Annotated in this window: 21 protein-coding genes; 8 read left to right on the top strand and 13 right to left on the bottom strand. The window is 71.7% G+C overall.

Going from position 1 to position 20,651, the window contains the following annotated elements; translation table 11 throughout:
* Nucleotides 1–5: 5 nt before the first annotated feature.
* Nucleotides 6–926, top strand: coding sequence for a M56 family metallopeptidase (locus ABT137_RS37020; protein WP_351715620.1), 921 nt, complete (start codon nt 6–8; stop codon nt 924–926).
* Nucleotides 927–993: 67 nt separating this feature from the next.
* Here the strand turns inward: ABT137_RS37020 and ABT137_RS37025 are convergent, their stop codons facing one another.
* A complete protein-coding gene (locus ABT137_RS37025; RefSeq protein ID WP_351715621.1) occupies nt 994–1,353 on the bottom strand; it encodes a tetratricopeptide repeat protein in 360 nt (119 codons plus the stop codon).
* 201 nt (nt 1,354–1,554) lie between these two features.
* On the opposite strand from ABT137_RS37025, the gene ABT137_RS37030 reads away from it, so the two are divergent.
* Together ABT137_RS37030 and ABT137_RS37035 are read left to right on the top strand one after the other, a co-directional pair.
* Nucleotides 1,555–1,833, top strand: coding sequence for a DUF6343 family protein (locus ABT137_RS37030; RefSeq protein WP_351715762.1), 279 nt, complete (start codon nt 1,555–1,557; stop codon nt 1,831–1,833).
* 228 nt (nt 1,834–2,061) lie between these two features.
* Nucleotides 2,062–2,634 carry a dihydrofolate reductase family protein gene (locus tag ABT137_RS37035; RefSeq protein ID WP_351715624.1) on the top strand — a complete coding sequence of 191 codons (573 nt, stop codon included), beginning with the start codon at nt 2,062–2,064 and terminating at the stop codon, nt 2,632–2,634.
* Nucleotides 2,635–2,677: 43 nt separating this feature from the next.
* Here the strand turns inward: ABT137_RS37035 and ABT137_RS37040 are convergent, their stop codons facing one another.
* The 9 genes from ABT137_RS37040 to ABT137_RS37080 all read right to left on the bottom strand — a co-directional run bounded on the left by ABT137_RS37040 (nt 2,678) and on the right by ABT137_RS37080 (nt 13,017).
* Nucleotides 2,678–3,625 carry an endo alpha-1,4 polygalactosaminidase gene (locus ABT137_RS37040; protein ID WP_351715626.1) on the bottom strand — a complete coding sequence of 316 codons (948 nt, stop codon included), beginning with the start codon at nt 3,623–3,625 and terminating at the stop codon, nt 2,678–2,680.
* Entirely contained in the window at nt 3,622–4,290 is a 669-nt protein-coding gene (locus ABT137_RS37045; RefSeq protein WP_351715628.1) for a spherulation-specific family 4 protein, read from the bottom strand. Before ABT137_RS37045 ends, ABT137_RS37040 begins: the two co-directional genes overlap by 4 nt.
* Complete coding sequence (locus ABT137_RS37050) at nt 4,287–5,180, bottom strand: NAD-dependent epimerase/dehydratase family protein (protein WP_351715630.1); 894 nt, start codon at nt 5,178–5,180, stop codon at nt 4,287–4,289. Before ABT137_RS37050 ends, ABT137_RS37045 begins: the two co-directional genes overlap by 4 nt.
* Nucleotides 5,181–5,187: 7 nt before the next feature.
* Nucleotides 5,188–5,901 carry a nucleotidyltransferase family protein gene (locus ABT137_RS37055; protein WP_351715632.1) on the bottom strand — a complete coding sequence of 238 codons (714 nt, stop codon included), beginning with the start codon at nt 5,899–5,901 and terminating at the stop codon, nt 5,188–5,190.
* A 43-nt stretch (nt 5,902–5,944) separates the two neighbouring features.
* Nucleotides 5,945–6,946: a GDP-mannose 4,6-dehydratase gene (locus tag ABT137_RS37060; protein WP_351715633.1), complete on the bottom strand. Its 1,002-nt coding sequence runs from the start codon at nt 6,944–6,946 to the stop codon at nt 5,945–5,947.
* Between the two features lie 40 nt (nt 6,947–6,986).
* Nucleotides 6,987–8,414: a hypothetical protein gene (locus tag ABT137_RS37065; protein ID WP_351715635.1), complete on the bottom strand. Its 1,428-nt coding sequence runs from the start codon at nt 8,412–8,414 to the stop codon at nt 6,987–6,989.
* Nucleotides 8,411–9,925, bottom strand: coding sequence for a GT4 family glycosyltransferase PelF (gene pelF, locus ABT137_RS37070; RefSeq protein WP_351715637.1), 1,515 nt, complete (start codon nt 9,923–9,925; stop codon nt 8,411–8,413). The genes ABT137_RS37065 and pelF overlap by 4 nt, the downstream gene beginning before the upstream one ends.
* Nucleotides 9,926–10,038: 113 nt before the next feature.
* Nucleotides 10,039–12,171: a hypothetical protein gene (locus tag ABT137_RS37075; RefSeq protein WP_351715639.1), complete on the bottom strand. Its 2,133-nt coding sequence runs from the start codon at nt 12,169–12,171 to the stop codon at nt 10,039–10,041.
* A 318-nt stretch (nt 12,172–12,489) separates the two neighbouring features.
* Entirely contained in the window at nt 12,490–13,017 is a 528-nt protein-coding gene (locus tag ABT137_RS37080; protein WP_351715642.1) for a hypothetical protein, read from the bottom strand.
* A 376-nt stretch (nt 13,018–13,393) separates the two neighbouring features.
* Between ABT137_RS37080 and ABT137_RS37085 the strand changes: the two genes are divergently transcribed.
* Nucleotides 13,394–13,609: a hypothetical protein gene (locus ABT137_RS37085; RefSeq protein WP_093508481.1), complete on the top strand. Its 216-nt coding sequence runs from the start codon at nt 13,394–13,396 to the stop codon at nt 13,607–13,609.
* A gap of 140 nt (nt 13,610–13,749) precedes the next feature.
* The gene (locus ABT137_RS37090) at nt 13,750–14,607 is read left to right on the top strand and encodes a chitosanase (RefSeq protein WP_351715644.1); all 858 of its coding nucleotides are present in this window, start codon (nt 13,750–13,752) and stop codon (nt 14,605–14,607) included.
* A 72-nt stretch (nt 14,608–14,679) separates the two neighbouring features.
* Here the strand turns inward: ABT137_RS37090 and ABT137_RS37095 are convergent, their stop codons facing one another.
* From ABT137_RS37095 to ABT137_RS37105, 3 genes are read right to left on the bottom strand one after another with little or no spacing between them, the layout of a single operon-like run.
* Nucleotides 14,680–15,486: an SAM-dependent methyltransferase gene (locus tag ABT137_RS37095; protein WP_351715645.1), complete on the bottom strand. Its 807-nt coding sequence runs from the start codon at nt 15,484–15,486 to the stop codon at nt 14,680–14,682.
* Nucleotides 15,487–15,523: 37 nt separating this feature from the next.
* Nucleotides 15,524–15,796 (bottom strand): DUF397 domain-containing protein, encoded by a 273-nt coding sequence (locus tag ABT137_RS37100; RefSeq protein WP_217545234.1) that lies wholly within the window; start codon nt 15,794–15,796, stop codon nt 15,524–15,526.
* Nucleotides 15,793–16,668 carry a Sco1979 family transcriptional regulator gene (locus tag ABT137_RS37105; protein ID WP_351715647.1) on the bottom strand — a complete coding sequence of 292 codons (876 nt, stop codon included), beginning with the start codon at nt 16,666–16,668 and terminating at the stop codon, nt 15,793–15,795. Before ABT137_RS37105 ends, ABT137_RS37100 begins: the two co-directional genes overlap by 4 nt.
* Nucleotides 16,669–16,945: 277 nt before the next feature.
* On the opposite strand from ABT137_RS37105, the gene ABT137_RS37110 reads away from it, so the two are divergent.
* The 3 genes from ABT137_RS37110 to ABT137_RS37120 all read left to right on the top strand — a co-directional run bounded on the left by ABT137_RS37110 (nt 16,946) and on the right by ABT137_RS37120 (nt 20,645).
* A complete protein-coding gene (locus ABT137_RS37110) occupies nt 16,946–17,386 on the top strand; it encodes an ATP-binding protein (protein ID WP_351715649.1) in 441 nt (146 codons plus the stop codon).
* A gap of 78 nt (nt 17,387–17,464) precedes the next feature.
* Nucleotides 17,465–17,743: a hypothetical protein gene (locus tag ABT137_RS37115; protein WP_351715651.1), complete on the top strand. Its 279-nt coding sequence runs from the start codon at nt 17,465–17,467 to the stop codon at nt 17,741–17,743.
* Nucleotides 17,744–18,065: 322 nt separating this feature from the next.
* Entirely contained in the window at nt 18,066–20,645 is a 2,580-nt protein-coding gene (locus ABT137_RS37120; protein WP_351715653.1) for a Pls/PosA family non-ribosomal peptide synthetase, read from the top strand.
* Nucleotides 20,646–20,651 lie beyond the last annotated feature (6 nt).

A 20,651-nucleotide genomic window follows, 5' to 3' on the forward strand; every position in this document is an offset into this window, starting at 1 on the left:
CGCCCATGGGGGTCTTCGTCTTCCTGCCGCTGGTCCTGCCGCTGACCGCGTGGCCGGTCGCCCGGCTGGCCGAGGGGCGGCTGCATCCGCGCACCGCCACCCGGCTGCTCACCGCGGTGGCCGTGGTCATGGCCGGGTGCAGCACGCTGTGCCTCGCCCTGCTGATGGTGGTCGGCACCGCCCAGCTCCCCGGCAACCCCCTCCCGGACGGCTGGTCCGACCCGGAGGTGCGGGCCGCCGTCCCGCACGACGAGATCGCCGGCCGCGCCGCCATCCCCGCCCTCGCCGCGGTCGCGGTCCTGGGCGGCCGCACCCTCCGCCTGCACCGCCGGGTCACCCGGCAGGCCCGCCGGACGCTCACCGCACTGCCCGGCCGTGCGGTCGCCGTGCTGCCCGACAGCACCCCCTACGCGTACGCGCTCCCCGACCGGATCGTCGTCACCACCGCGCTCCTGGACGGCCTCGCCCCGGGCGAACGCCGGGCCCTGTTCGCCCACGAACGCGCCCACCTCGCCGCCCGGCACCACCGGCACCTGCTCGCCGTCCACCTGGCGGCACGCGCCAACCCCTTCCTACGGCCCCTGCGCACCGCCGTCCGCTGCACGGCCGAGCGCTGGGCGGACGAGGAGGCGGCCCGCACGGTGGGGGACCGGCGCACGGTCGCGCGGGCCATCGGCAAGGCCGCGCTGCTCTCCGCGGGCACCCCGGCGCCGACGCTGGCCGCGGTGGCCGCCACCGGTCCGGTGCCGCGCCGGGTCGCCGCGCTGCTCGGCCCCGCCCCGGTGGCCCGCAGCTGGCCGTCCGCGTTCACCGCGGCCGGCCTCGCCGTCTGGGGCGCCGCCGCGGGCACCCTCGTATCGGCGATGTCCTCGGCGAACTCGGCGGTGACCCTGTTCCTGATCCTGCGCGCGGCCGCACCGCTGTGACGGCCGCCCGTACGACGGCGAAAGGGGCTCCCGGCCATGCCGGGAGCCCCTCCTCGTCAGCGGCTGCTCACTCCTCCGGGAAGTCCCCGGCCAGCGCCGAGGCGATCCGCAGATGCGGCTCCGCCTCCTCGTGCCGGGCCTGCCGCTGGAGCGTACGGCCCAGCATCAGCCGGGCGTAGTGCTCCACCGGGTTGCGCTCCACGACCTTGCGCAACTCGGCCTCAGCGCGGCGCAGTTGGGCCGAGTGGTAGTAGGCGCGCGCCAGCAGCAGCCGGGGTCCGGTCTGCTCCGGCGCCTCCTCGACCAGCCCGGCGAGCACCTGCGCGGCGCCCGCGTAGTCCTTGGCGTCGAAGAACAGCTGGGCCCGGGCCCAGCGCTCGGCGGCGGTTCCCTGGTCGTAGTACGTGGTGTCGTACGTCGTGTCCACTCGTGACCTCCTTCGACGCCGACAACAGACCGAGGTGGTTGAAAATTCCACCAACTCGGCGGAGTGGCTGGTTTGGCGGTGCCGGTGCGGGCAACGCGACTGTGGACGGATGCCCGATCGCCGAGGAAGGGGAGAGCCGTGGACCACCAACCTCCCGAGCCGGAGCGGGCCCGGCGGCCGGCGCCGCGGGAGCGCTCCGCGATGACCGGCGGCCGCCGCCCGCGGACCGGTACCGAACCGGTCACCGCCCGCAGCCCGGTGCGTCTGCGCCGGCTGCTGAGCGGTCTCTTCCTGCCCCTGTTCGCCGCGGCGGCCGTCCTGTTCGCTGCCTGGGCCGCCGGCTCCGGAGCCGGTGACAGTCCCGGCCGCGGTCCTCTGGTCACCCTCGCCGCGGTCTGTGCGGCCCTCGCTGTGGCGGCGGCCGTGGACCTGCTGGTCGTGGCCCGCAGGCTACGCCGGGAGCGCGCCGGCCTCCGGTGAGGTCGGGCCCCGGCGGCGGGCCCTGTGAAGCGGCCGGAGGCGGTACGGGTGCTGCCCGCGCGCGGGCCACGGTGGTGATGGACCGCGCCGCCGGTCGTGACGGCCAGGCCCAGGCAGAAGAGCAGTGCAACCGACAAGTTTAGTTTTCTTGACAATATTAGTTGTCGGTTAGAGGGTGGGAGACACCGCGGACGACCGCGGCGGACCCCGGACGGCGAGGAAACCCCGATGCGTACCCTGATCAGCACTGCCTTCATCTCTCTCGACGGTGTCGTCGAGGGCCCGGGCGGCGAGCCCGGCTACCGGAACTCCGGGTGGACCTTCAAGGACGTCGAGTTCGTCCCCGAGGCGTTCGAGATCAAGGAGCGGGAACAGAAGGAGTCGGCCGCGGTCCTGATGGGCCGGGCCAGCTACGCGGCGTTCAGCCCGGTCTGGCCGGACATGGCGGAGTTCGCGCACTACAAGACGCTGCCGAAGTTCGTCGTCTCCACCACCCTCACCGAGGGCGACCTGGTGTCGAACTGGGGCGAGACCACGATCCTGCGCTCGCTCGACGAGGTCGCCGCCCTCAAGGAGACCGAGGGCGGCCCGGTCATCGTGCACGGCAGCGCCGCGCTCAACCACGCCCTGTCCGACGCGGGCCTGATCGACCGCTACCACCTGCTCGTCTACCCGCTGCTGCTCGGCGCGGGCAAGCGACTGTTCAGCGCCACGGACAAGGACACCCAGCAGCTGAAGCTGGTCGAGCACGAGGTCTACGCCAACGGCGTGCAGAAGAACGTCTTCGACGTCGTCCGCTGAGCCCGCACCACGCCGGACCACCCCGGACCGCGCCGCGCAGCCGTCAGCAGGGCTTGCGCCACACCCCCAGTTCCAGCTTCTTCTGCATCGACGACAGGCCCAGCCGCCGGGACTCGGCGCAGAAGGCACTGGTCGGCTCCTTGTACTCCACGTGGAACACCGCCTTGCCCGCCTTGATGAACGGGGTGAGGCTCGTGCACTCGTCGTACTGGGCGCATTCCTCGTTGACCGCGAAGTCGAAGTCCGCGAGCAGCTGCGGGATCTGCGCGAGGTCGTTCTTGAGGCCCACCGACAGGCCGCGTTCATGGGCGATGTCCGCGATCATGCGGTTGTAGCGGAGCTGGTCGGCGGCGGTGAGCCGAAAACCGGTGTCGTTGGCGTAGCCCTCCACCAGGTCGGGCTCGACCGCGTCGAAGCCCTTGTCGCGGCACATGTCGAAGCGTCGCTCCATGATCGGCCGCAGGACGGACAGCTTGCGGATGTCCAGCCAGCGTTCGCCCGCCCAGCCGTTGTTCTTCCCGAGCACCGACGAGGGGAAGTTGTCCTTGTCGGGCCGGAAGTCCTCCCACGCGCCGACGTTGACGTAACAGATGACCTTCCGGCCGGCGCGGTGCAGCTCGGCCACGTCCGCCTTGGTGTTCTCGAAGCCGTCGATGTCGTAGACGGGCACGTCCACCGTCGGCTTGACCTCCCCGTCCAGCTGCCACTGCCAGGCCAGGCCGGGCCCGGGTTTCCAGACGGCCGCGACGGGGCTCGCCTCGGGGGAGTCCGAAGGGGTGGGGGCAGGAGAGGACTTGCTCGGGGTCGGGCCCGGGTTCGTGGTCGGGCTCGGGGAGTTCCTGCCCGCGGCCGAGGACCTCGTGGTCGTGGACGGGGCGTCCGACCGCGGGGTGGAGGCGTCCGGGTGTGCTGTGGAGCAGCCCGTGAGGAGTGCCGCGGTCAGGGCGGCGGGCAGCAGGATCCGGGCCGGTGGCCGTGCGGGTGTCCTCATCGTTCGGCCTCCGCCCCGGTCAGCGCCGGTGTCAACTCGGCCCAGGGATTGGGCGGTTCGCCCGTCACGGGGCCGCACACCGCCGCACCCCGCTCGTGCGCGGTGCGCACGGCGAGCGGGACCAGGGCCTCGGGCACGCCGTAGACGAGATGGCACAGCCGCTCCGGCGGCTGCCGGCCGGCCCACGCCGGACGGGTGAAGGCCGACACGTACGTCGACCAGTGGCCCTCGAAGGTGACCGTCAGGTCGGCCAGCCGGAGGTATCCCGGCGCCGGGTGGACGCCCGGGTTGAGGACCACCGTCCCGGCGCCCGACTTCCGTACGGCGCGCACCAGTCTGCGGCAGGCGGGCAGGCCCTGCGGGGTCGCCGTCACCCGGTCGAGGAAGCAGCCGTCGGTCGCGTACCACTCCTCGTGCCGGCGCAGGTCCTCGGTGACCTGGGCCGGTCCGCGCATGCCGTAGTCGGTGTCGACGTACCCGAGGAGGAGCGCCCCGGCCGTGCGCAGTGCGTCGGCCGCCGCGGCGAACGCCGGGTCGGGGCGGTCGCCGGGGCCGTTCGCCGGGTTGAGGACCACGCCGTAGGTGCGGTGCGCGGCGGTGATCAGGCGGTGCCAGGCGCCCGGGTCCTCGGCCGGGTGCACATACAGCGGAATCAGCAGGCTCACCGCGTACCGTCACTCTCCCAGAGAGCGGCCAGCGCGTCGTCCAGCGTGTGGGCCGGGCGCCAGCCCAGGGTCCGCTCGGCGGCGGCGATGTCGGAGCACTGCCACGACACCCGCGCCGAGCGGACCGAGCCGGTCGTGCTCTCCTCGATCCGGCCGCAGAAGCCGGCCCGGCCGGCCAGGGCGTGCACCAGTTCACGGACCGGGACGGCCCGGCCGCCGCCGACGTTGAGGACGGGTGGCAGCGGTCCGCGTGCGGTGGCCGCGAGGACCACCGCACGGGCCACGTCCCGTACGTCCACGAAGTCGCGGTACGCCGACAGGTCGCCGAGCCGCAGCACCGCCTCCGGGTCCGGCCCCGCCTCGCGGAGCAGGGCGGTGATCCGGCCGGGCAGCGAGGCGGCCGGCGCCCCGGGCCCCACCGGGTTGCCCACCCGCAGGACCACCGCGTCCAGGCCGGCCGCGGTCACCGCGGCCGTGCCGGCGAGCTTGGTCGCCCCGTACGGGCCCGCCGGGCTGGTGGGCGCCGACTCGGTCACCGGGGCGTCCGGGACGCCGGGGCCGTACTCGGCGGCCGAACCCAGGTGGACCAGGCGGGCCGCCGGAGCCGCGTCCCGCAGCGCGGCGCACAGCACCGCCGGGCCGCGGGCGTTGACCTCGGCGAGGGCGACCGGGTCGCCGCCGGTCGCGCCCGCGCAGTTGACCACGGCGTCGGGCGCGACCGCCGCCAGGGTCTTGGCCAGCTGTTCGGGGCGGACGGTGGCGAGGTCGACGCGGTGGTCCGCGGTGGCCGAGCGACCGCCGCCGAGGACCTGCGCGCCGGGCACGGCCCGCAGTCCCGCGGCGACATGGGTGCCCAGATAACCGGTGTGGCCCAGGACGAGAATGCGCATGGCTCGGTCAGGCTCCCTTGAGCAGAAGCGACTTGCGGGTGGTGAACTCGGCGTTGGCCCGGTCGTAGTCGTCCGGGCGGCCGATGTCCAGCCAGTACCCGTCGAACTCGTAGGCGTGCGGGGGAGTTTCGGCCTTGAGCAGATCCAGGACCAACTCGTCGAAGCCGAGCGGGAGTCCGGGCGTGTAGTCGTCGAGCGTGGCGCGGGACAGGCCGTAGACGCCCATGGAGACCCGGTAGTCCATGCTCGGCTTCTCGGTGAACGCGACCACCTTGCTGTCGGCGGTGGTCAGCACCCCGAAGTCGATGTGCACCTTGCGGGCGTAGGCGGCGATGGTCAGCGGGGCACCGGAGGCTCTGTGCCGGTCGAGGACGTCGGCGTAGTCGAGGTCGGTGAGGATGTCGCCGTTCATCACCAGGAACGACTCGGGCAGCCGGTGGCGCAGGTTGAGCAGCGGGCCCATGGTGCCCAGCGGGCTCTCCTCGGTGGCGTAGTCGACGGCCACGCCCCACTGGGAGCCGTCGCCCACGTAGGCGCGGATGATCTCGCCGAGATGGCCGATGGCGAGGGTGACGCTGGTGAAGCCGGCCGTGGAGAGCTGGCGCAGCACGATCTCCAGGATCGCGTGCTGGTCGCCGATGGGGACGAGCGGCTTGGGCAGCGCCGTCGTGTAGGGCCGCAGCCGGACGCCCTTGCCTCCGGCCAGGATCACTGCGTGCATGGGGCTCCTCCTTCGTGTACGTGCGCAGATGTGCCGGACGGGGTCAGATGTTGTAGATGCCGGTCTTGTAGCGGGCGAGGTTGGCCGGGTCGCGGAAGAACCCGGCGGTCTGCGCGAGGCCCTCCTCCAGGGAGTGGGCGGGCCGCCAGCCGGTGGCCGCGGTGAGCCGGCTCGCGTCGGCGACCAGCCGCATCACCTCGGAGCCCGCCGGCCGGATCCGGGCCTCGTCCTCGCGGACGTCCACGGCGGTGTCCATGACCTTGCCGATCAGCGCGACCAGGTCACCGACCGAGATCTCCCCGCCGGTACCGGCGTTGAAGGTCCGGCCCACCACCTGTTCGGCGGGCGCGGTGCCGACCGTCAGGAACGCCTGGGCGGTGTCCTTGACGAACATGAAGTCCCGGGTGGGGCGCAGGTCCCCGAGGGTGATCGTCCGTTCCCCGGCGGCGAGTTGCCCGATGACCGTGGGGATCACCGCGCGCATCGACTGACGGGGCCCGAAGGTGTTGAACGGCCGCAGCGTCACCACCGGGGTGTCGAAGCTGGCGTGGTAGCTGTCGGCGAGCCGGTCCCCGCCGGCCTTCGAAGCGGCGTACGGGGACTGCGTGTTGATCGGGTGGTCCTCGGTGATCGGTACGGTCTGGGCGGTGCCGTACGTCTCACTGGTCGAGGTGTGCACCAGCCGGGGCGTGCCGAGCGCGCGGACCGCCTCCAGGACGTTCAGCGTGCCGGTGACGTTGGTGTCCACGTAGCTGTGCGGGGCCCGGTAGGAGTACGGGATCGCGATCAGCGCGGCCAGATGGTAGGCGGTGTCGGCGCCGTCGAGCAGGCCGCGGACCGAACCGGGGTCCCGGACGTCGCCGAGGACGATCTCCACCTGGTCCAGGACGTCCGGGGCGAGGGTCTCCAGCCAGCCGTACGAGGAGAAGGAGTTGTACTGGGCCATGGCCCGCACCCGGTGCCCGGAGGCGACCAGCGCCTCGGTGAGGTGCGAACCGATGAAACCCTCGGCCCCGGTGACGGCGGCGAGCGGTTGGGAGGTCAACTGCGGTGTCCTTCCGATTGGTTGTGCGTGGGGGGAGTGACTATCCGTGCGGGGCGGGGCGGCCGAGCAGGGCCAGCGCGCAGACCGCGAGACACAGCGCGGTGGCACCGCAGCACAGCGGCAGGGCGAGGCCGGCCCCGGGGAGGCCGAGGAGGGTGACCGCGCCGGCGACGGCGGCGGCCGTGAGACAGAGCGCGGCCGACGGCCAGGCCGCGCCGAACGCCTGGAGCAGCAGCGCGGTCCACAGGGTGGCCGCGAGCAGCAGCAGGGCGGCCGGGTCGGCGCCCGTGAACAGGGCGGCGGGCAGCAGCGGCAGCAGGTACAGCAGCAGGCAGAGGGCGAGAATGCCCGCCGAGCGCAGCAGGAACGCGGCGGGGGTGGCGGTGGCGCGCAGCGCGGCGACCGACAGCCCGCGGTAGCGGTACAGCAGCCACTCCGCCGGCCCCATGCTCACCGTCAGCACGATCACCGCGTACGGCGCGTGCGGCTCCCGGAGCCCCTCCAGCAGCACCAGCACCCCGGCGGCCAGTCCGAACAGGCCGTACGGCAGCGACCACAGCACCCTGGGACGGCCCGCCGTGGCGGCGGCCGGGACGGCGAGGGTGCGCCGCAGGACCCAGGCGGTGACGCCGAGCGTGGCGGCCAGGGCCAGCGCCGGCAGCCCCGCCCGCAGCGGACGGCCCGGCTCCCACCAGGGCAGCACGGCCGCACCGGCGATCAGCGGGCCGAGCGCGGCCAGCAGCAGCCGCTCCCGGGCCAGTACCAGGAGCACGCCCGCCGCGGCCAGGTAGCCCGACTGGGCCGCCGCGGCCAGCACCACCGGCCCGCCCCCGGCGACCACGGCGGCCGCCCCCGTCGCCAGCACCGCCCCCACCGGGGCACCGCGCAGCAGGGTACGGCCTGCCTCGTGCCGGCCGGTCGCCATCCGCAGATGGGCGCGGTGGCCGAGGGCCTGCCCCCAGGCCCAGGACACCAGCCCCGCCACGATCAGCGCCGGGGCCTGCCCGGCCGCGTTCCACAGCGGCGCGGTCAGCAGATAGGCCAGTCCGGGCAGCGCGAACAGCACGCCCCGCAGCAGGCAGCGCACGGTGTCCGGGCGCCACGGGTCGGCCGCGGGCGCGGGTTCCGGGAAGGTCCTGGGCACCCGTTCGTAGAGCGCGGAGGCGAGCGAGAACAGGTTCGGGTGGCCGTACCGCTCGTTGATCACGGCGGCCGACAGGCCCTCCGACTCCAGTAGGGCGGCCACCTCGTAGGGGTGGACGGCGGGGCCGATGCGGTCGGCGAGTTCGGCGGCGAGTTCGCTGACCGCGTCCTCGTCCGGGCCGCGCCGGGGTAACCGGATGGTCAGCGTGGTGTCGTCGAGGGCCCAGCGCGGCCGGCGGCGGCGTGGCGGCCGGGGCTCGGCCAGACGCAGGGCGAGCGTCTCCTGTTCGGAGCCGCCGGGTTCGAGGGACATCGGTCCGCTCACCGGGCCACGCTCCCGGTGACCGGCTCCGCGGACCGCTCGGCCGGGGCCGGCTCGACCGCCGGCTCCCGTGCGCGGCCGGGTAGTTCGAGGTAGATGGCACGGAAGGTGTCGATGGTCTGCCGGAGCGTGAACTGCTCGATCACCCGCAGCCGGGCCGCCTCGCCCATCGCCCGGCGGCGCGCCGGATCGCCCAGCAGTTCGAGGGCGGCCGCGGCCATCGCCGCCGGGTCCCGGGGCGCGACGACCAGCCCGGTGTCGCCGACGGCCTCCCGGACCCCGCCGACGTCGGTGGAGACCGTGGCCCGCCCGCAGGACATGGCCTCGATCAGGGTGAACGGGAAGCCCTCGCTGATGCTGGAGAGCATGACGACGTTGCCGGCCGCGTAGGCGTCCTTGATGTCGTCGACGCGGCCCTCGAAGGTGACGGCGTCGCCGTGCCCGAGTTCGGCGGCCAGCGCCTCGCAGCGCTCCCGGTACGCCTCGCCGCCCCGGGGTGTGCCGCCGAACAACCGCAGCCGCGCGTCCGGGAGTTGGGCACGGACCAGCGCGAACGCCCTGATCAGGGTCTCCAGGTCCTTGATGGGGTCCACGCGGCCCGCCCAGCTGAGGGTGGGCACCTCCGGCTCCGGTCCGGCCGCCGGGAACGCGGCCGGGTCGACGCCGTTGTACACGGTGCGGATGGACTCCGGATCGGCGCCGCCCTCCTCCTCCCAGAGCCGGTTGTAGCGGTTGCCCGGGGTGATCAGGGCCGCCTTGCGGTAGGACTCGTGGGCCAGCAGCCGGAAGAAGCCGAGCACGACCGCCTTGACCGGCCACCGGTAGGGCGCGGTGCGGTAGCCGAGGTAGCGTTCCCGCAGGTAGACGCCGTGCTCGGTGAGCAGCAGCGGGACCCCGTGCCGTTCCAGCGCGGCCAGGCCGGGCAGCGCGGCGACGCCCCCGCTCACCGCGTGTGCGACGCCGGTGGTGGGCAGCGGAGCGGTCAGCGGACGCAGCGCGTGTTCCAGGAGCGCGGTCGCGGTGAGCGCGTCGTGCAGGGTGGGCCGGGCCTCGCGGACGGCGACGCCGGGCCGGTTCCACAGCGAGGTCAGGACGGTGATCGCCGGGTCGGTGCGCAGGAACGGGCTGAGCGTGCCGTCCGCCGCGGCGCGCGCCATGGCGTAGAGGGCGGCCGGGAAGCCGTCCTCCTCCCGCGGGTCGAGCAGCGCGGCGAGGAACCGGCCGTAGGCGTCGGCGAGTTCCCGGCGGGCCCGGCCCCGGGGCGCGCGGCCCGCGGGCGGGTCGCCCCACATCGGCACGGACCACACGTGCGAGACATGCGCGGGCAGGTTCCAGACGACGGGCTCGCGTCCGGTGCCGGTGACGGCGACCACGTCGAAGTCGATGTCGGGCATGCCCTGCACCAGTTGGTCGCACCAGACGCTGACGCCGCCGTGACTGTGCGGGTAGGTGCCTTCGGTGAGCAGGGTGACGCGCGTAGTACGGATGCTGGGCGCGCCATGGGGAACGGGCATCGGTGTGCTCCACGGCCGAGGTGTGGGGTGGTCGTGCCGGTCCCGGCCGCCGGGTGGGCGGCCGGGACCGCGGTGCGGTTCTCGGTTCGGTCGTCTGTGCTGCGGAGCGCCGTTCAGTTGCCGATGGTGGCGGGTACCGACTCGGTCACACCCGCGGGGACCCGGGTGCCGGGCGCGGGATCGGTGGCCGGGGCGGTGGAGCTGCCCGCCGTTTCCGCCGAGGCGGTTGGGGTGGCGGGCAGGGTCAGGGTGAGCGCGGAGCCGGCCGAGGGGGTCCAGCCGGAGACCGCGCCCGCGTACGCCGAGCCGAACGCGGCGCCGCCCACCGTGGTCCCGGTCGGCAGGGTCGCGGTGACCTCCAGTCCGGCCGGTGCCTCGACGGTCACGGTGTCGCCGGTGCGGTAGGCGGTGACCTGGCCGGCCTGGAGCGCGGTCTGCCAGTCCGCCCGGCGCTTCAGCTCGGTACCGATGTCCTTCAACCGCAGGTTCACCACGGGGGTGTTGTCCGCGAACAGGGCCTGGTAGCCGTCGAGTACGCCGTTCAGCACCGGGTAGGCGATGCGGTCCTCGGTCAGGTTCGACTGGTGGATGTAGTGCGGCCTCGGGTCGTTGGACAGCACGTGCCCGAGGTCGATCCGGGTCTCCAGCGGCACGATCTGGTCGGTGTAGCCGGTGCTGGTGTCCAGCGGCGCCGGCAGGCAGGTCGTGGTGGTCGGGTTGTCCTCGCAGACACCGCTGCCGCCCTGGGCACGGCTGGTGTACAGCCAGTTGTACTCGTCGACCTCCTCGGAGGCCTTGGCGGCGTTGTAGAAGATGTTCATCGGGTAGCGGGGCACGGTCTCGGCCGCGCCGACCTGACGCTGCTGCGGGTCACGGGAGTTGTCCGAGCCGAGCCAGTCGATGCCGTTGGCGGCGAGGGCGGGCGCCAGGTTCGGGTTGTCGTCGGGCTGCTGCGGCAGGATCCGCATCCCCGAGTGCTCGCCGGTGACCAACTCGTCGTTCTCCAGGGGGAGTCCGTTGGTCTCGGCCCAGACCCGGTTGTTGGCGATCTCGTCGGAGATGTCGTTCTCGCTGACCCACTTGGTGCTGCCGTCGGCGTTGGTCTCGCAGACCCAGGGCACCACGGTGGTGTTCTGCACACAGCCGAGGAACGCGTGCGTGTAGGTGTGATTGATCCAGCGGAAGTCGTTCTTGTCCGCGGTCAGCTTGTCGGCGAGCTCGTCGGCACCGTTGTTGTCCTCGCGCTGGTCGACGCTGCCGGAGCCGTTGAAGGCGAGGTCGAGGGTGAAGTTCTTGCTCTGCTCCCAGGCCACCGCGTAGTCGACGTCGGCGGACGTCATCCGGATCGGGTCGGCCGTGGCGCCGGAGTCGGTGCAGTCGACGTCGCCGGGCGTGCAGTTGAGTTCGCTGTTCCAGCGGTCGTCCTGCGCGAACACGTCGTCCACGTGCACGGCGAAGTAGTTGCGGGAGGCGCCCAGGTGCACCCCGCCGGTCATCCACTCGACGATGCCGCGGGCCAGCAGCCGGAACTGCTCCTGGTACTCGTTGTAGACGAAGGTCACGACGAGTTCACGGCGGTTGTCGTGCCGGTACTCGCCGACCAGGGAGCCCTTGGTGGAGGTTCCCGGGATCGTCGCCTCGACGTAGGGGGTGAAGTCGGCGCCGGCCGCCGGCTGCGCGAGGTAGGCGTAACTCTCGGCGACGGAAGGGTCGTTGTCCTCGAAGGGGACCGTGCCGTCGAGGTAGCCGAAGGGGCCCGACGTGCCGGCGGCGGTCACGTCGGCCCGGGCGCCGTCGATGCTGCCCGAGTAGCCGGTGCTGCCGACCGGATACTGCAAGCCGGCTTCTGGACGTGCGTAGGTATAGGCATCGACCTGGGGTATCTGATAAACCTGTTCGTACGCTGTGAGTGCCGCCATCTCGCTCGAACCGGTCGCGAACGGGTTGTCGTTGGGCAGCACCACGGCCTGGAACTTCGCGCGCGCCTGTCCGTCGACGGTGTCCGCGAGAAAGCCCGCGTCAATGACCTGCCGCCCGGACTGCGTCAGGTCGATCTCGGTGAACGGTGTGCCCTCGTCGGTCAGTTCGGCGGCGATGGCGGCGGTCGACGGGCCGCCGTCACTGACCAGCAGTACCCGTAAGTCGATTCTGGGTGCGTCGTCCGCGTGGGCCGTGCCGGCCGGCAGGCCGAGCGCGGCGATGAGCGCACCGACCGTGAGCACGGTCGTGCGTATGGTCCGCTTCATGCGGTGAAGTCCCCTCCCCGGACAGGGGTGAGTACGGCTCCGCAGAGCGGACGCACCCCCTTGCGCCGGCGCCGGCTTCCCTCTGAGAGGCCAGTCGTCGACGCATCCGTCGCGTCACATAGTGGTGTCTGTGTGTAGCTTTCGTGGTCGCGTTGCGAAACATGACGGAAAAGAGCAGACGACCAACAGGCTTTAGATGGAACCGAGTTGGCCGTTTTTCCGTCCGCGGTGCAGGCCGGGCCCTCGACGGGGGCGAGCGGGCCCGGCCCCGGATCATCGGCTGATCGCGGGCCTTTTCAGGTCATCCCCGACAGTCCGTCAGGCGCACAGGATGCGGGTCTCGGGCGTGTAGACCGGGCCGCCGCTCGTGTTCGTGGAGTCGCTGAACTCGGCGTAGTAGTACGAGTAGAAGCCGATGTTGCCGTTGCAGCCGGAGTCGGCGGCCACGCTGAGCGCCAGGGTGACGGTGCGGCTCTGGCCGGGCGGGATGGTGGCGCCGTAGTCGGTGCCGAGGTCGGTGGGCCCGGTGCCGGAGCAGGCGGTGGCGGTGCCGTCGGACGCGGCCAGGCTGCAGCCGGTGAAGCTGTACTTCAGGTCGGGGCGCTGGGTGGTCAGGTAGGTCGGGTCGATCGTCTGGTACACGAACCAGATGTCGTAGGTCTTGTTGTTGGTGATCGTCATCGACAGGTTCACCGTGCCGCCGGGCGTGGTGGTCGCGGCGCTGGTGGCGAAGGTGAGCTCGGCCGGCGCCGGGTCCGCGTTCGCGCTCGGGGCCAGGCCGAACAGGGCGAGCGCGAGGGCGAGGACGGTGCCGAGGCCGAAGCGTCTCATCAGTGGTGATCGCATGGCGGGGAGGCTAGGCAGCCCCGCGCACGGGCGTCTGCCCCGGGCGGCCGGCCCGACACGCCGTGTGACCGAAAGCACGCGTGCTGTGAAGATCGTGTAACCGGCACGTGAAGGCGTAATCGGCCGGCAAAACACGCAAGTACCCGGTGCTGCGTCGGGGCCGCCGCACGGACCCGGCGGCGGACGTCGTCCCGGCGCCCCGCACCGCGGTTATTGGCGCGTATCGGATGCACCGAAACACCCTCCCGTCACTCCGCCCCCCGAAACTCTCGGCCAACCACCGAATTCCGGCCCCGTCTGCGGGGCTCCGCCTTTCGGGGGCGTCCAACAGTGGGGCCGCCGCATGATCCGTGCCGCTCGGGGGCATCCGGACACTATGGAAGGCGCGCCTGTGATCGTGCAGCCGCCGGGCCCCGACGGCGGCCGGCGGGTCACCATTCGCGGAGAGTACGTCGGCATCGCGTACCACCTGCTCGACATCGTCGAGTTCCTGCGTCGTGCGGGCCTGCCCGAGGCCAGTACGACGGTCGACGACCCCGAGCTGATCGAGTGGCGCGGCATCGGCCCGAGGGCCTGGACCGCCACCGGCTGACCCGTGTCGGCCGAGCCGGACCGCACCGGCGGACTTGTTCGACTCTACGAACTTTCTGCGTGACGGGTACACATCAGTGGGCTCAACTGATAGGAAACCTTCCTATCGGTGAAATACCTCAACCCCCCACTGGAGCCGCTGTGCGGAACCCGAACGACACCACCACGACGAACCCCGTCCTGACCTCCCGCCGCACCCTGCTCGCCCTGCTCGGCGCGTCCGCCGTCGGTGCAGGAGCCGTGCTGCTGCGCCCGGCGCACGCCTCCGCCGCCGCGACGGCCGCGGGCTGCGTGGGCCTCGACGACCCGGCGAAGAAGGAGATCGCCATGAAGCTGGTGTCGAGCGCGGAGAACTCCTCGCTCGACTGGAAGGCGCAGTACAAGTACATCGAGGACATCGGCGACGGCCGCGGCTACACCGCCGGGATCATCGGCTTCTGCTCCGGCACCGGCGACATGCTCGACCTCGTCCAGCTCTACACCGACCGCAAGCCCGGCAACGTGCTCGCCAAGTACCTGCCCGCCCTGCGCCGGGTCAACGGCACCGACTCGCACAGCGGCCTGGACCCGAACTTCCCGGCGGACTGGCGCAAGGCGGCCCAGGACACCGCGTTCCAGCAGGCGCAGAACGACGAACGCGACCGCGTGTACTTCAACCCGGCCGTCCAGCAGGGCAAGACGGACGGGCTGGGCACGCTGGGCCAGTTCACCTACTACGACGCCATCGTCATGCACGGCGACGGCGACGACGCCACCAGCTTCCGCAACATACGCAAGCGCGCCCTCGGCAAGGCCAAGCCGCCGGCGCAGGGCGGCAACGAGACGACGTACCTCAACGCCTTCCTCGACGCCCGGGTGTGGGCCATGAAGCAGGAGGAGGCGCACAGCGACACCACCCGGGTCGACACCGAGCAGCGGGTCTTCCTGAACAAGGGCAACCTGTGCCTGAACACCCCGCTGGACTGGAAGGTGTACGGCGACAGCTACCACATCGCCTGACACCCCCGGGCTGTCGTACCGCACCCCCATGCGGTACGACAGCCCAGGGGCGGCTCCCCCCTCGCAGTGGCCCTACGGCTTGATGCCCACCCCGGTCCACAGGCTGACCTCCGCGTCGGTGGCGGTCGGGTCGGTGTCCGGGCGCCAGTGGTGGCCGACGGCCACGCCGGGGTCGAGCAGTTCCAGCCCGTCGAAGAACCGCGCCACGTCCGCCCGCGAGCGGAACTGCACCGGGGTTCCGGCGTTGTTGTAGATGTCGGTGACCTTCTGCCAGGTGTCCGGGTCGAAGTCGGGCGTGCAGTGGCTCAGGGCGAGCGCGCTGCCCGAGGGAAGCACGTCGAGCAGCCGGCCGACGATGCCGTACGGGTCCTGGGCGTCCGTCACGAAGTGCATCAGGGCGTTGAGGGACAGTGCCACCGGCCGGCCGAGGTCCAGGACCTCCGCCAGTTCGGGGGCGTCGAGCAGCGTCTGCGGGTCGTTGACGTCCGCCTCTATGTAGGTGGTACGGCCCTCCGCCGTGCTGCGCATCAGGCGCTCGGCGTACTTGAGCACCAGCGGGTCGTTGTCCGCGTACACCACCCGTGCGTCGGGGACCACGGACTGCGCCACCTGGTGCAGGTTCGGCTCGGTGGGGATGCCGGTGCCGATGTCGAGCCACTGCCGGATGCCGTGCTCGCGGGCGAGGACACGGGTGGCCCGGTGCATGAAGGCACGGTTCTCCCGAGCGCACACGAAGATGCCCGGGTAGGCGGCCGCCACGGTCTCGGCCGCCTGCTTGTCCACCTCGAAGTGGTCCTTCCCGCCGAGGTAGTAGTCGTACATGCGGGCGGAGTGGGGCCTGCTGGTGTCGATGTCCCGCGCCGCGTGCGAGTTGGTCATCCTGAACCTTTCAAGAGGGGGGAGCGTGGGGGAGAGGTCAGCCGGTGGTCAGGTGGTCGGCGAGGCCCCGTTTGACCCCCGCGACGAACGCGGTGATCTCCTCCGGGGTGTAGATCAGCGCGGGGCCGGCCGGATCCGTCGACTGCCGCAGCGCGATCCGGCCGTCGGCGAGTTGCTTCGTCTGTACGCACTGACCGCCGTTGGGCCCGCTCCAGGGCGACTCCCAGCCCTGTTCCCCCAGGTCCGACGCGGGCATGCCGTTGTACACGTCGTGGACACTGCCGTCGAAGGAGGTGTCGAAGGTGGTCATGAGTACTCCTTGCGCATGCGGTTCAGGAGCGCCCTGCTCTGCGCGTCCGAAGTGAGCAGGGACATGCGGTTGTGCGCCTCCAGGTGGGCGACGACGTCGGAGCGCTGGTCCAGGTACATCGCGCCGGAGAGGACCTCGGTGTAGACCACGTCCGGCAGCTCGGGCTCCGCGAACCGGAAGTAGGTGAACGGGGCGCACACGCCCACATGGGCACCGGCGGTGAACGGGACGACGTCGACGCTGACGTGCGCCAGCTCCGAGGCCTCCAGCAGCCGTTCGATCTGCTCCCGCATCACCTCGGGCCCGCCGACCACCCGGTGCAGGACGGCCTCCTCCATCACCACCCACAGCGTCGGCGCGTCGGAGCGCTCCAGCAGGACCTGACGGCGCAGCCGCAGGTTCACCCGCCGCTCCAGGTCCTCGTCGCTGTCGTTGGGGAAACCACCGCTGAGCACGTGGCGCGCGTACTCCCGGGTCTGCAGCAGCCCCGTGGCGTAGTGCGGCTCGTACGTGCGCAGGGTCGTCGCGCCGGTCTCCAGGCTCACGTAGGCGCTGAACCAGGTGGGCAGCACATCCCGGTACGTGTGCCACCAGCCGGGCTCGTTGGCCCGCTCGGCGAAGGCGACGAACTCGTCCCGCTCCTGCCGGTCGGCACCGTAGGTCTCGAGCAGTTTCTCCACGTAGAGGGGTTTGAGCGTGACCTCCGCCTTCTCCAGCCGGCGAATGGTCAGGGGGGTGACCCGAAGCGCCCGCGCCGCGTCCTCCAGTGACACGCCCGCTCCCTGGCGCCGCTCCTGGAGCCTGCGGCCCAGGATCATGCGCAGCACGGTGGGCGCACTGGTGCTCCCAGCGTTCGAACGGCCTTCGCTCACGCCCTACCTCCTGAGGGACTGTCACCCGGTCGAGTGTGACAGGCACTTGCTGCAGCGGCCAGACCGATACCGGCATGCTGAAATTATCAGGGAGTCGGTTGCAGCCTGAACTCGCATGCGCGCATGATTACTTGAGTAAATCGCGGTCACGATCACCGGCGATGCCCCGCTCCCCGTGCGGCCGTTGCCCGGTCCTGGCCGCACTGCCGCTCTGCTCCGCCCGTTCTGCCTGCTCAGCCCGCTCTCCGCCGCGCCCGCCTTACGGAAGGCAGCCATCGTGTCCCCCCACGCGACTACCCCCCGCGACCTGTTAGACGTAGACGCGCCCGACCGTGCGCACTGGATCGAGCTGCCCTCGCACCGTTCCAGCGTCAGAGTCGCCCGCCGCTCCGTGAGAGCCCGGCTCACCGAGTGGGGACTCTCCCGCGAGCTGTGCGAGGACGCGGTGCTGCTCGTGTCGGAGCTGGCCACCAACGCCGTCATCCACACGCTGAGCGTGCGGATCCTGTGTGGCATGGGGCTCGTCGCCGACGGATGCCTGCGGCTCGAGATCCACGACCACGACTACTCCGGCCGCGGTCTGCCCAGGCGCGATCCCGGCCCCGACGACGAGGGCGGCAGGGGGCTGCTGCTCGTCGAGCAGCTCGCCGACTCCTGGGGCGTCGACCGGTCGCGGCTCACCAGCGGCCACGCGGTGTGGGCGACACTGACGGCCTGACGCGGGAGTGAAGAGGGCTTCGGGAGGCCGCGGTTGCCGATTTCGTGCGGGTGCACGGGCCCGCATATGATCTTGGTCGTGACTGTGCAGAACTCTGGCGGAACGCCGTCCCGTAAGCAGCGGCTCCAGGAGAAGCAGCGCCGCCAGCTGGCGGTGGTCGACACCGTGGACAAGGCCGAGGTCAAGGTCCGCAAGGCGGAGGCCGAACTGGCGGTGGCCGTCGCCGAGGCGGTGCAGGTGTTCGGTGACGAGCGCGCCGCCTCCGAGGGGCTCGACATGCCCATGGAGGCCGTGCGCCGCTTCGTCGGCATCGCGGCGCACGAGACCGCCGCGGCGGCGGACGGTGCCCACGACTGACGTGACCTGAGGATCCGTGCCCATGCGCCGCCGGTGAGGACGCCCGCCGGCGCGGCACGGATCCGGGGACGACCACCGCACGCCATGGCCCGATGCCTCGGCCGATGCCGGTACCCGCGCTGGGGGCTGCCGGCCGGGGGGCGGCCGTTCGGGTGATTCGCACGCTCCCCTTCCGGGCGTGAAACCAAGGGAATGCAGGCCTGACGGCTCATGCCGGGCACTCGTTCCTGCCCATGGGACAAGTGGCAGATAGCGCCCTTATCCGGACAAACTGAATCCGCCGGTTCGTGATCAGGAACATCCACGTTCTCCAGGAGATCGCATGGTGGAACAGTCCTCCGAGGTCGTTTCGGAGCCGGATGAACCTGCCGTCGCCCTCACCGGCACCAGCCCCAGGGGGGCGGGGACCGAGCGGAGGCTCGCGCAGGCACTGGCCGACCTCCTCGACGCCGAGACCGTCCCGGTCGACAGCCACTTCTTCACCGACCTCGGCGCCAACTCCCTGGTCATGGCCCAGTTCTGCGCCCGAATACGCAAGGCCGCAGACCTTCCGTCGCCGTCCATGCGGGACATCTACCGGTACCCCACGATCCAGAGCCTGGCGGCGGCACTCGGCCAGACCACCCCCGCTCCCGCCGATCCGGTGCCCGTCCCGCCCCCGCCCGAGTCGTCGCCGGCCCCCGGCCCGCGCGCCGCCCGGTGGAACCATCTGGTCTGCGGAACCCTCCAGTTGCTGGTCTTCCTGGGCTACTCCCTGGTCTCCGGATTCGTCACCGCCGCGGGATACGAGTGGATCGCCTCCGGCAAGGGACTGGCCGACGTCTATCTGCGGTCGCTGCTCTTCGGAGGCGGCGCGTTCGTGGCGATGTGCGTCTTCCCCCTCGTCGCGAAATGGGTGCTCGTCGGACGCTGGCGACCGCGCGAGTTCCCCGTCTGGGGCCTGACGTATCTCCGGTTCTGGTTCGTCAAGGTGCTGCTGCACGCGAACCCGATGGTCTTCCTCACCGGGACCCCGCTGTACGTGCTGTACCTGCGGGCCCTCGGCGCACGGATCGGCAAGGGCGTCACGATCCTCTCCCACTCCGTTCCCGTCTGCACCGACCTGCTGACCATCGGAGCGGGCACGGTGATCCGCAAGGACTCCTTCTTCCTCGGCTACCGGGCGCACGCCGGACAGATCCAGACCGGCCGCATCACCCTCGGTGCGAACGCCTTCGTCGGCGAGAAGACCGTCCTGGACATCGACACCGCCCTCGGCCACGGCGCCCAGCTCGGCCACTCCTCCGCCCTGCACCGCGGCCAGGCGGTCCCGGACGGCGAGCGCTGGCACGGATCCCCCGCGGAGCCCACCCGCACCGACTACATCCGGGTCGCCCCGGCGAGCTGCGGCACCCTGCGCCGCGCCTGGTTCGCCCTCGGCACGCTGCTTCAGCTGATCTTCCTGTACGTCCCGCTGGCCGTCGGCGGCGCCTACATGCTGTTCACCGAAGTACCGGTGATCGGCAAGCGACTCGACCCGACCACGGTCGCGCTCGGCTGGTCCGAACTCCTCCCCGACGCACTGCTGCTCTCCGCCGTGCTCTTCTTCGGGTTCCTCGTCCTGGGGCTGGCGGCCCTGTGCACCCTGCCGCGCCTGCTGGGCCTCCTGGTCAAGCCCGACAAGGTCTATCCGCTCTACGGATTCCACTACGCGCTGCAGCGGACCACGGCCCGCATGACGAACATCAAGTTCTTCGCCTGGCTCTTCGGCGACAGCTCCTACATCGTGGGCTACCTCCGCGGCATCGGATACGACCTGTCACGGGTCGAGCAGACCGGGTCGAACTTCGGCACCGAAGTGCAGCACGAGACACCGCTGCTGGTCAGCGTCGGCAGCGGGACGATGGTGGCCGACGGCCTCTCCGTCCTGAACGCCGACTTCTCCAGCACGTCCTTCCGGCTGTCCCGGGCCTCGATCGGGGCGCACAACTTCCTGGGCAACAACATCGCCTACCCGGCGGGTGCCAGGACCGGGGAGAACTGCCTGCTCGCGACGAAGGTGATGGTTCCCCTCGACGGCGAGATCCGGGAAGGCGTGGGGCTCCTCGGCTCACCGTGCTTCGAGATCCCCCGCTCGGTGGACCGCGACGCCGGCTTCGACCATCTCCGGACCGGCGAGACGTTCCGCCGCCGGCTGGCCGCGAAGAACCGCTACAACCTGTGCTCCATGGCGCTCATGCTGTTCGCGCGCTGGCTGCACACCTTCGCGCTCACCCTGTTCGGTCTCGCCTCCGTGGACCTGTACGGCGTGGTCGGCCACGTGGTGATCGGCGGCTACCTGGCGCTCACCCTCGCCTTCTCCGCCGCCTACTTCGTCCTGGTGGAGCGCTGCCTGGCCTCCTTCCGCGCGCTGCGCCCCCGGCTGTGCTCCATCTACGACCCGTACTTCTGGTGGCACGAACGGCTGTGGAAGGTGCCGGACCACTTCCTCAATATCTTCAACGGAACCCCGTTCAAGAGCCTGGTCTGGCGGCTGCTGGGGGTACGCATCGGCCGCAGGGTGTTCGACGACGGCTGCTACCTGACCGAGCGGACCCTCGCCACCATCGGCGACGACTGCACCCTCAACGCGGGCAGCAAGATCCAGTGCCACTCGCAGGAGGACGGCACCTTCAAGTCCGACGTCACCACGCTCGGCGCCGGCTGCACGCTGGGCGTCGCCGCCCATGTGCACTACGGCGTGACCATGGGCGACAGCGCGGTGCTCGAGGCCGACTCCTTCCTCATGAAGGGCGAGGAGGTCCCGCCGAACGCCCGGTGGGGCGGCAATCCCGCGGTGGACATGCCGGACGGCGGCAGCAGGACCGCCGGCGCCGCCCGGGTCACGACAGCAGCCGACGCCGCCACGGCGACGGTGAGTTGAGGAAGG

It is taken from the genome of Streptomyces sp. NPDC001980, assembly GCF_040296885.1.
Classification (GTDB): domain Bacteria; phylum Actinomycetota; class Actinomycetes; order Streptomycetales; family Streptomycetaceae; genus Streptomyces.

What these genes read in the sequence shown, in the direction of transcription:
- ABT137_RS37020 (WP_351715620.1), top strand. Translation starts at nt 6, where the DNA reads ATGGGGGTCTTCGTCTTCCTGCCGCTGGTCCTGCCGCTGACCGCGTGG.
- ABT137_RS37030 (WP_351715762.1), top strand. Translation starts at nt 1,555, where the DNA reads ATGACCGGCGGCCGCCGCCCGCGGACCGGTACCGAACCGGTCACCGCC.
- ABT137_RS37035 (WP_351715624.1), top strand. Translation starts at nt 2,062, where the DNA reads ATGCGTACCCTGATCAGCACTGCCTTCATCTCTCTCGACGGTGTCGTC.
- ABT137_RS37040 (WP_351715626.1), bottom strand. Translation starts at nt 3,625, where the DNA reads ATGAGGACACCCGCACGGCCACCGGCCCGGATCCTGCTGCCCGCCGCC.
- ABT137_RS37050 (WP_351715630.1), bottom strand. Translation starts at nt 5,180, where the DNA reads ATGCGCATTCTCGTCCTGGGCCACACCGGTTATCTGGGCACCCATGTC.
- ABT137_RS37055 (WP_351715632.1), bottom strand. Translation starts at nt 5,901, where the DNA reads ATGCACGCAGTGATCCTGGCCGGAGGCAAGGGCGTCCGGCTGCGGCCC.
- pelF (WP_351715637.1), bottom strand. Translation starts at nt 9,925, where the DNA reads ATGCCCGTTCCCCATGGCGCGCCCAGCATCCGTACTACGCGCGTCACC.
- ABT137_RS37075 (WP_351715639.1), bottom strand. Translation starts at nt 12,171, where the DNA reads ATGAAGCGGACCATACGCACGACCGTGCTCACGGTCGGTGCGCTCATC.
- ABT137_RS37080 (WP_351715642.1), bottom strand. Translation starts at nt 13,017, where the DNA reads ATGCGATCACCACTGATGAGACGCTTCGGCCTCGGCACCGTCCTCGCC.
- ABT137_RS37085 (WP_093508481.1), top strand. Translation starts at nt 13,394, where the DNA reads ATGGAAGGCGCGCCTGTGATCGTGCAGCCGCCGGGCCCCGACGGCGGC.
- ABT137_RS37095 (WP_351715645.1), bottom strand. Translation starts at nt 15,486, where the DNA reads ATGACCAACTCGCACGCGGCGCGGGACATCGACACCAGCAGGCCCCAC.
- ABT137_RS37100 (WP_217545234.1), bottom strand. Translation starts at nt 15,796, where the DNA reads ATGACCACCTTCGACACCTCCTTCGACGGCAGTGTCCACGACGTGTAC.
- ABT137_RS37120 (WP_351715653.1), top strand. Translation starts at nt 18,066, where the DNA reads ATGGTGGAACAGTCCTCCGAGGTCGTTTCGGAGCCGGATGAACCTGCC.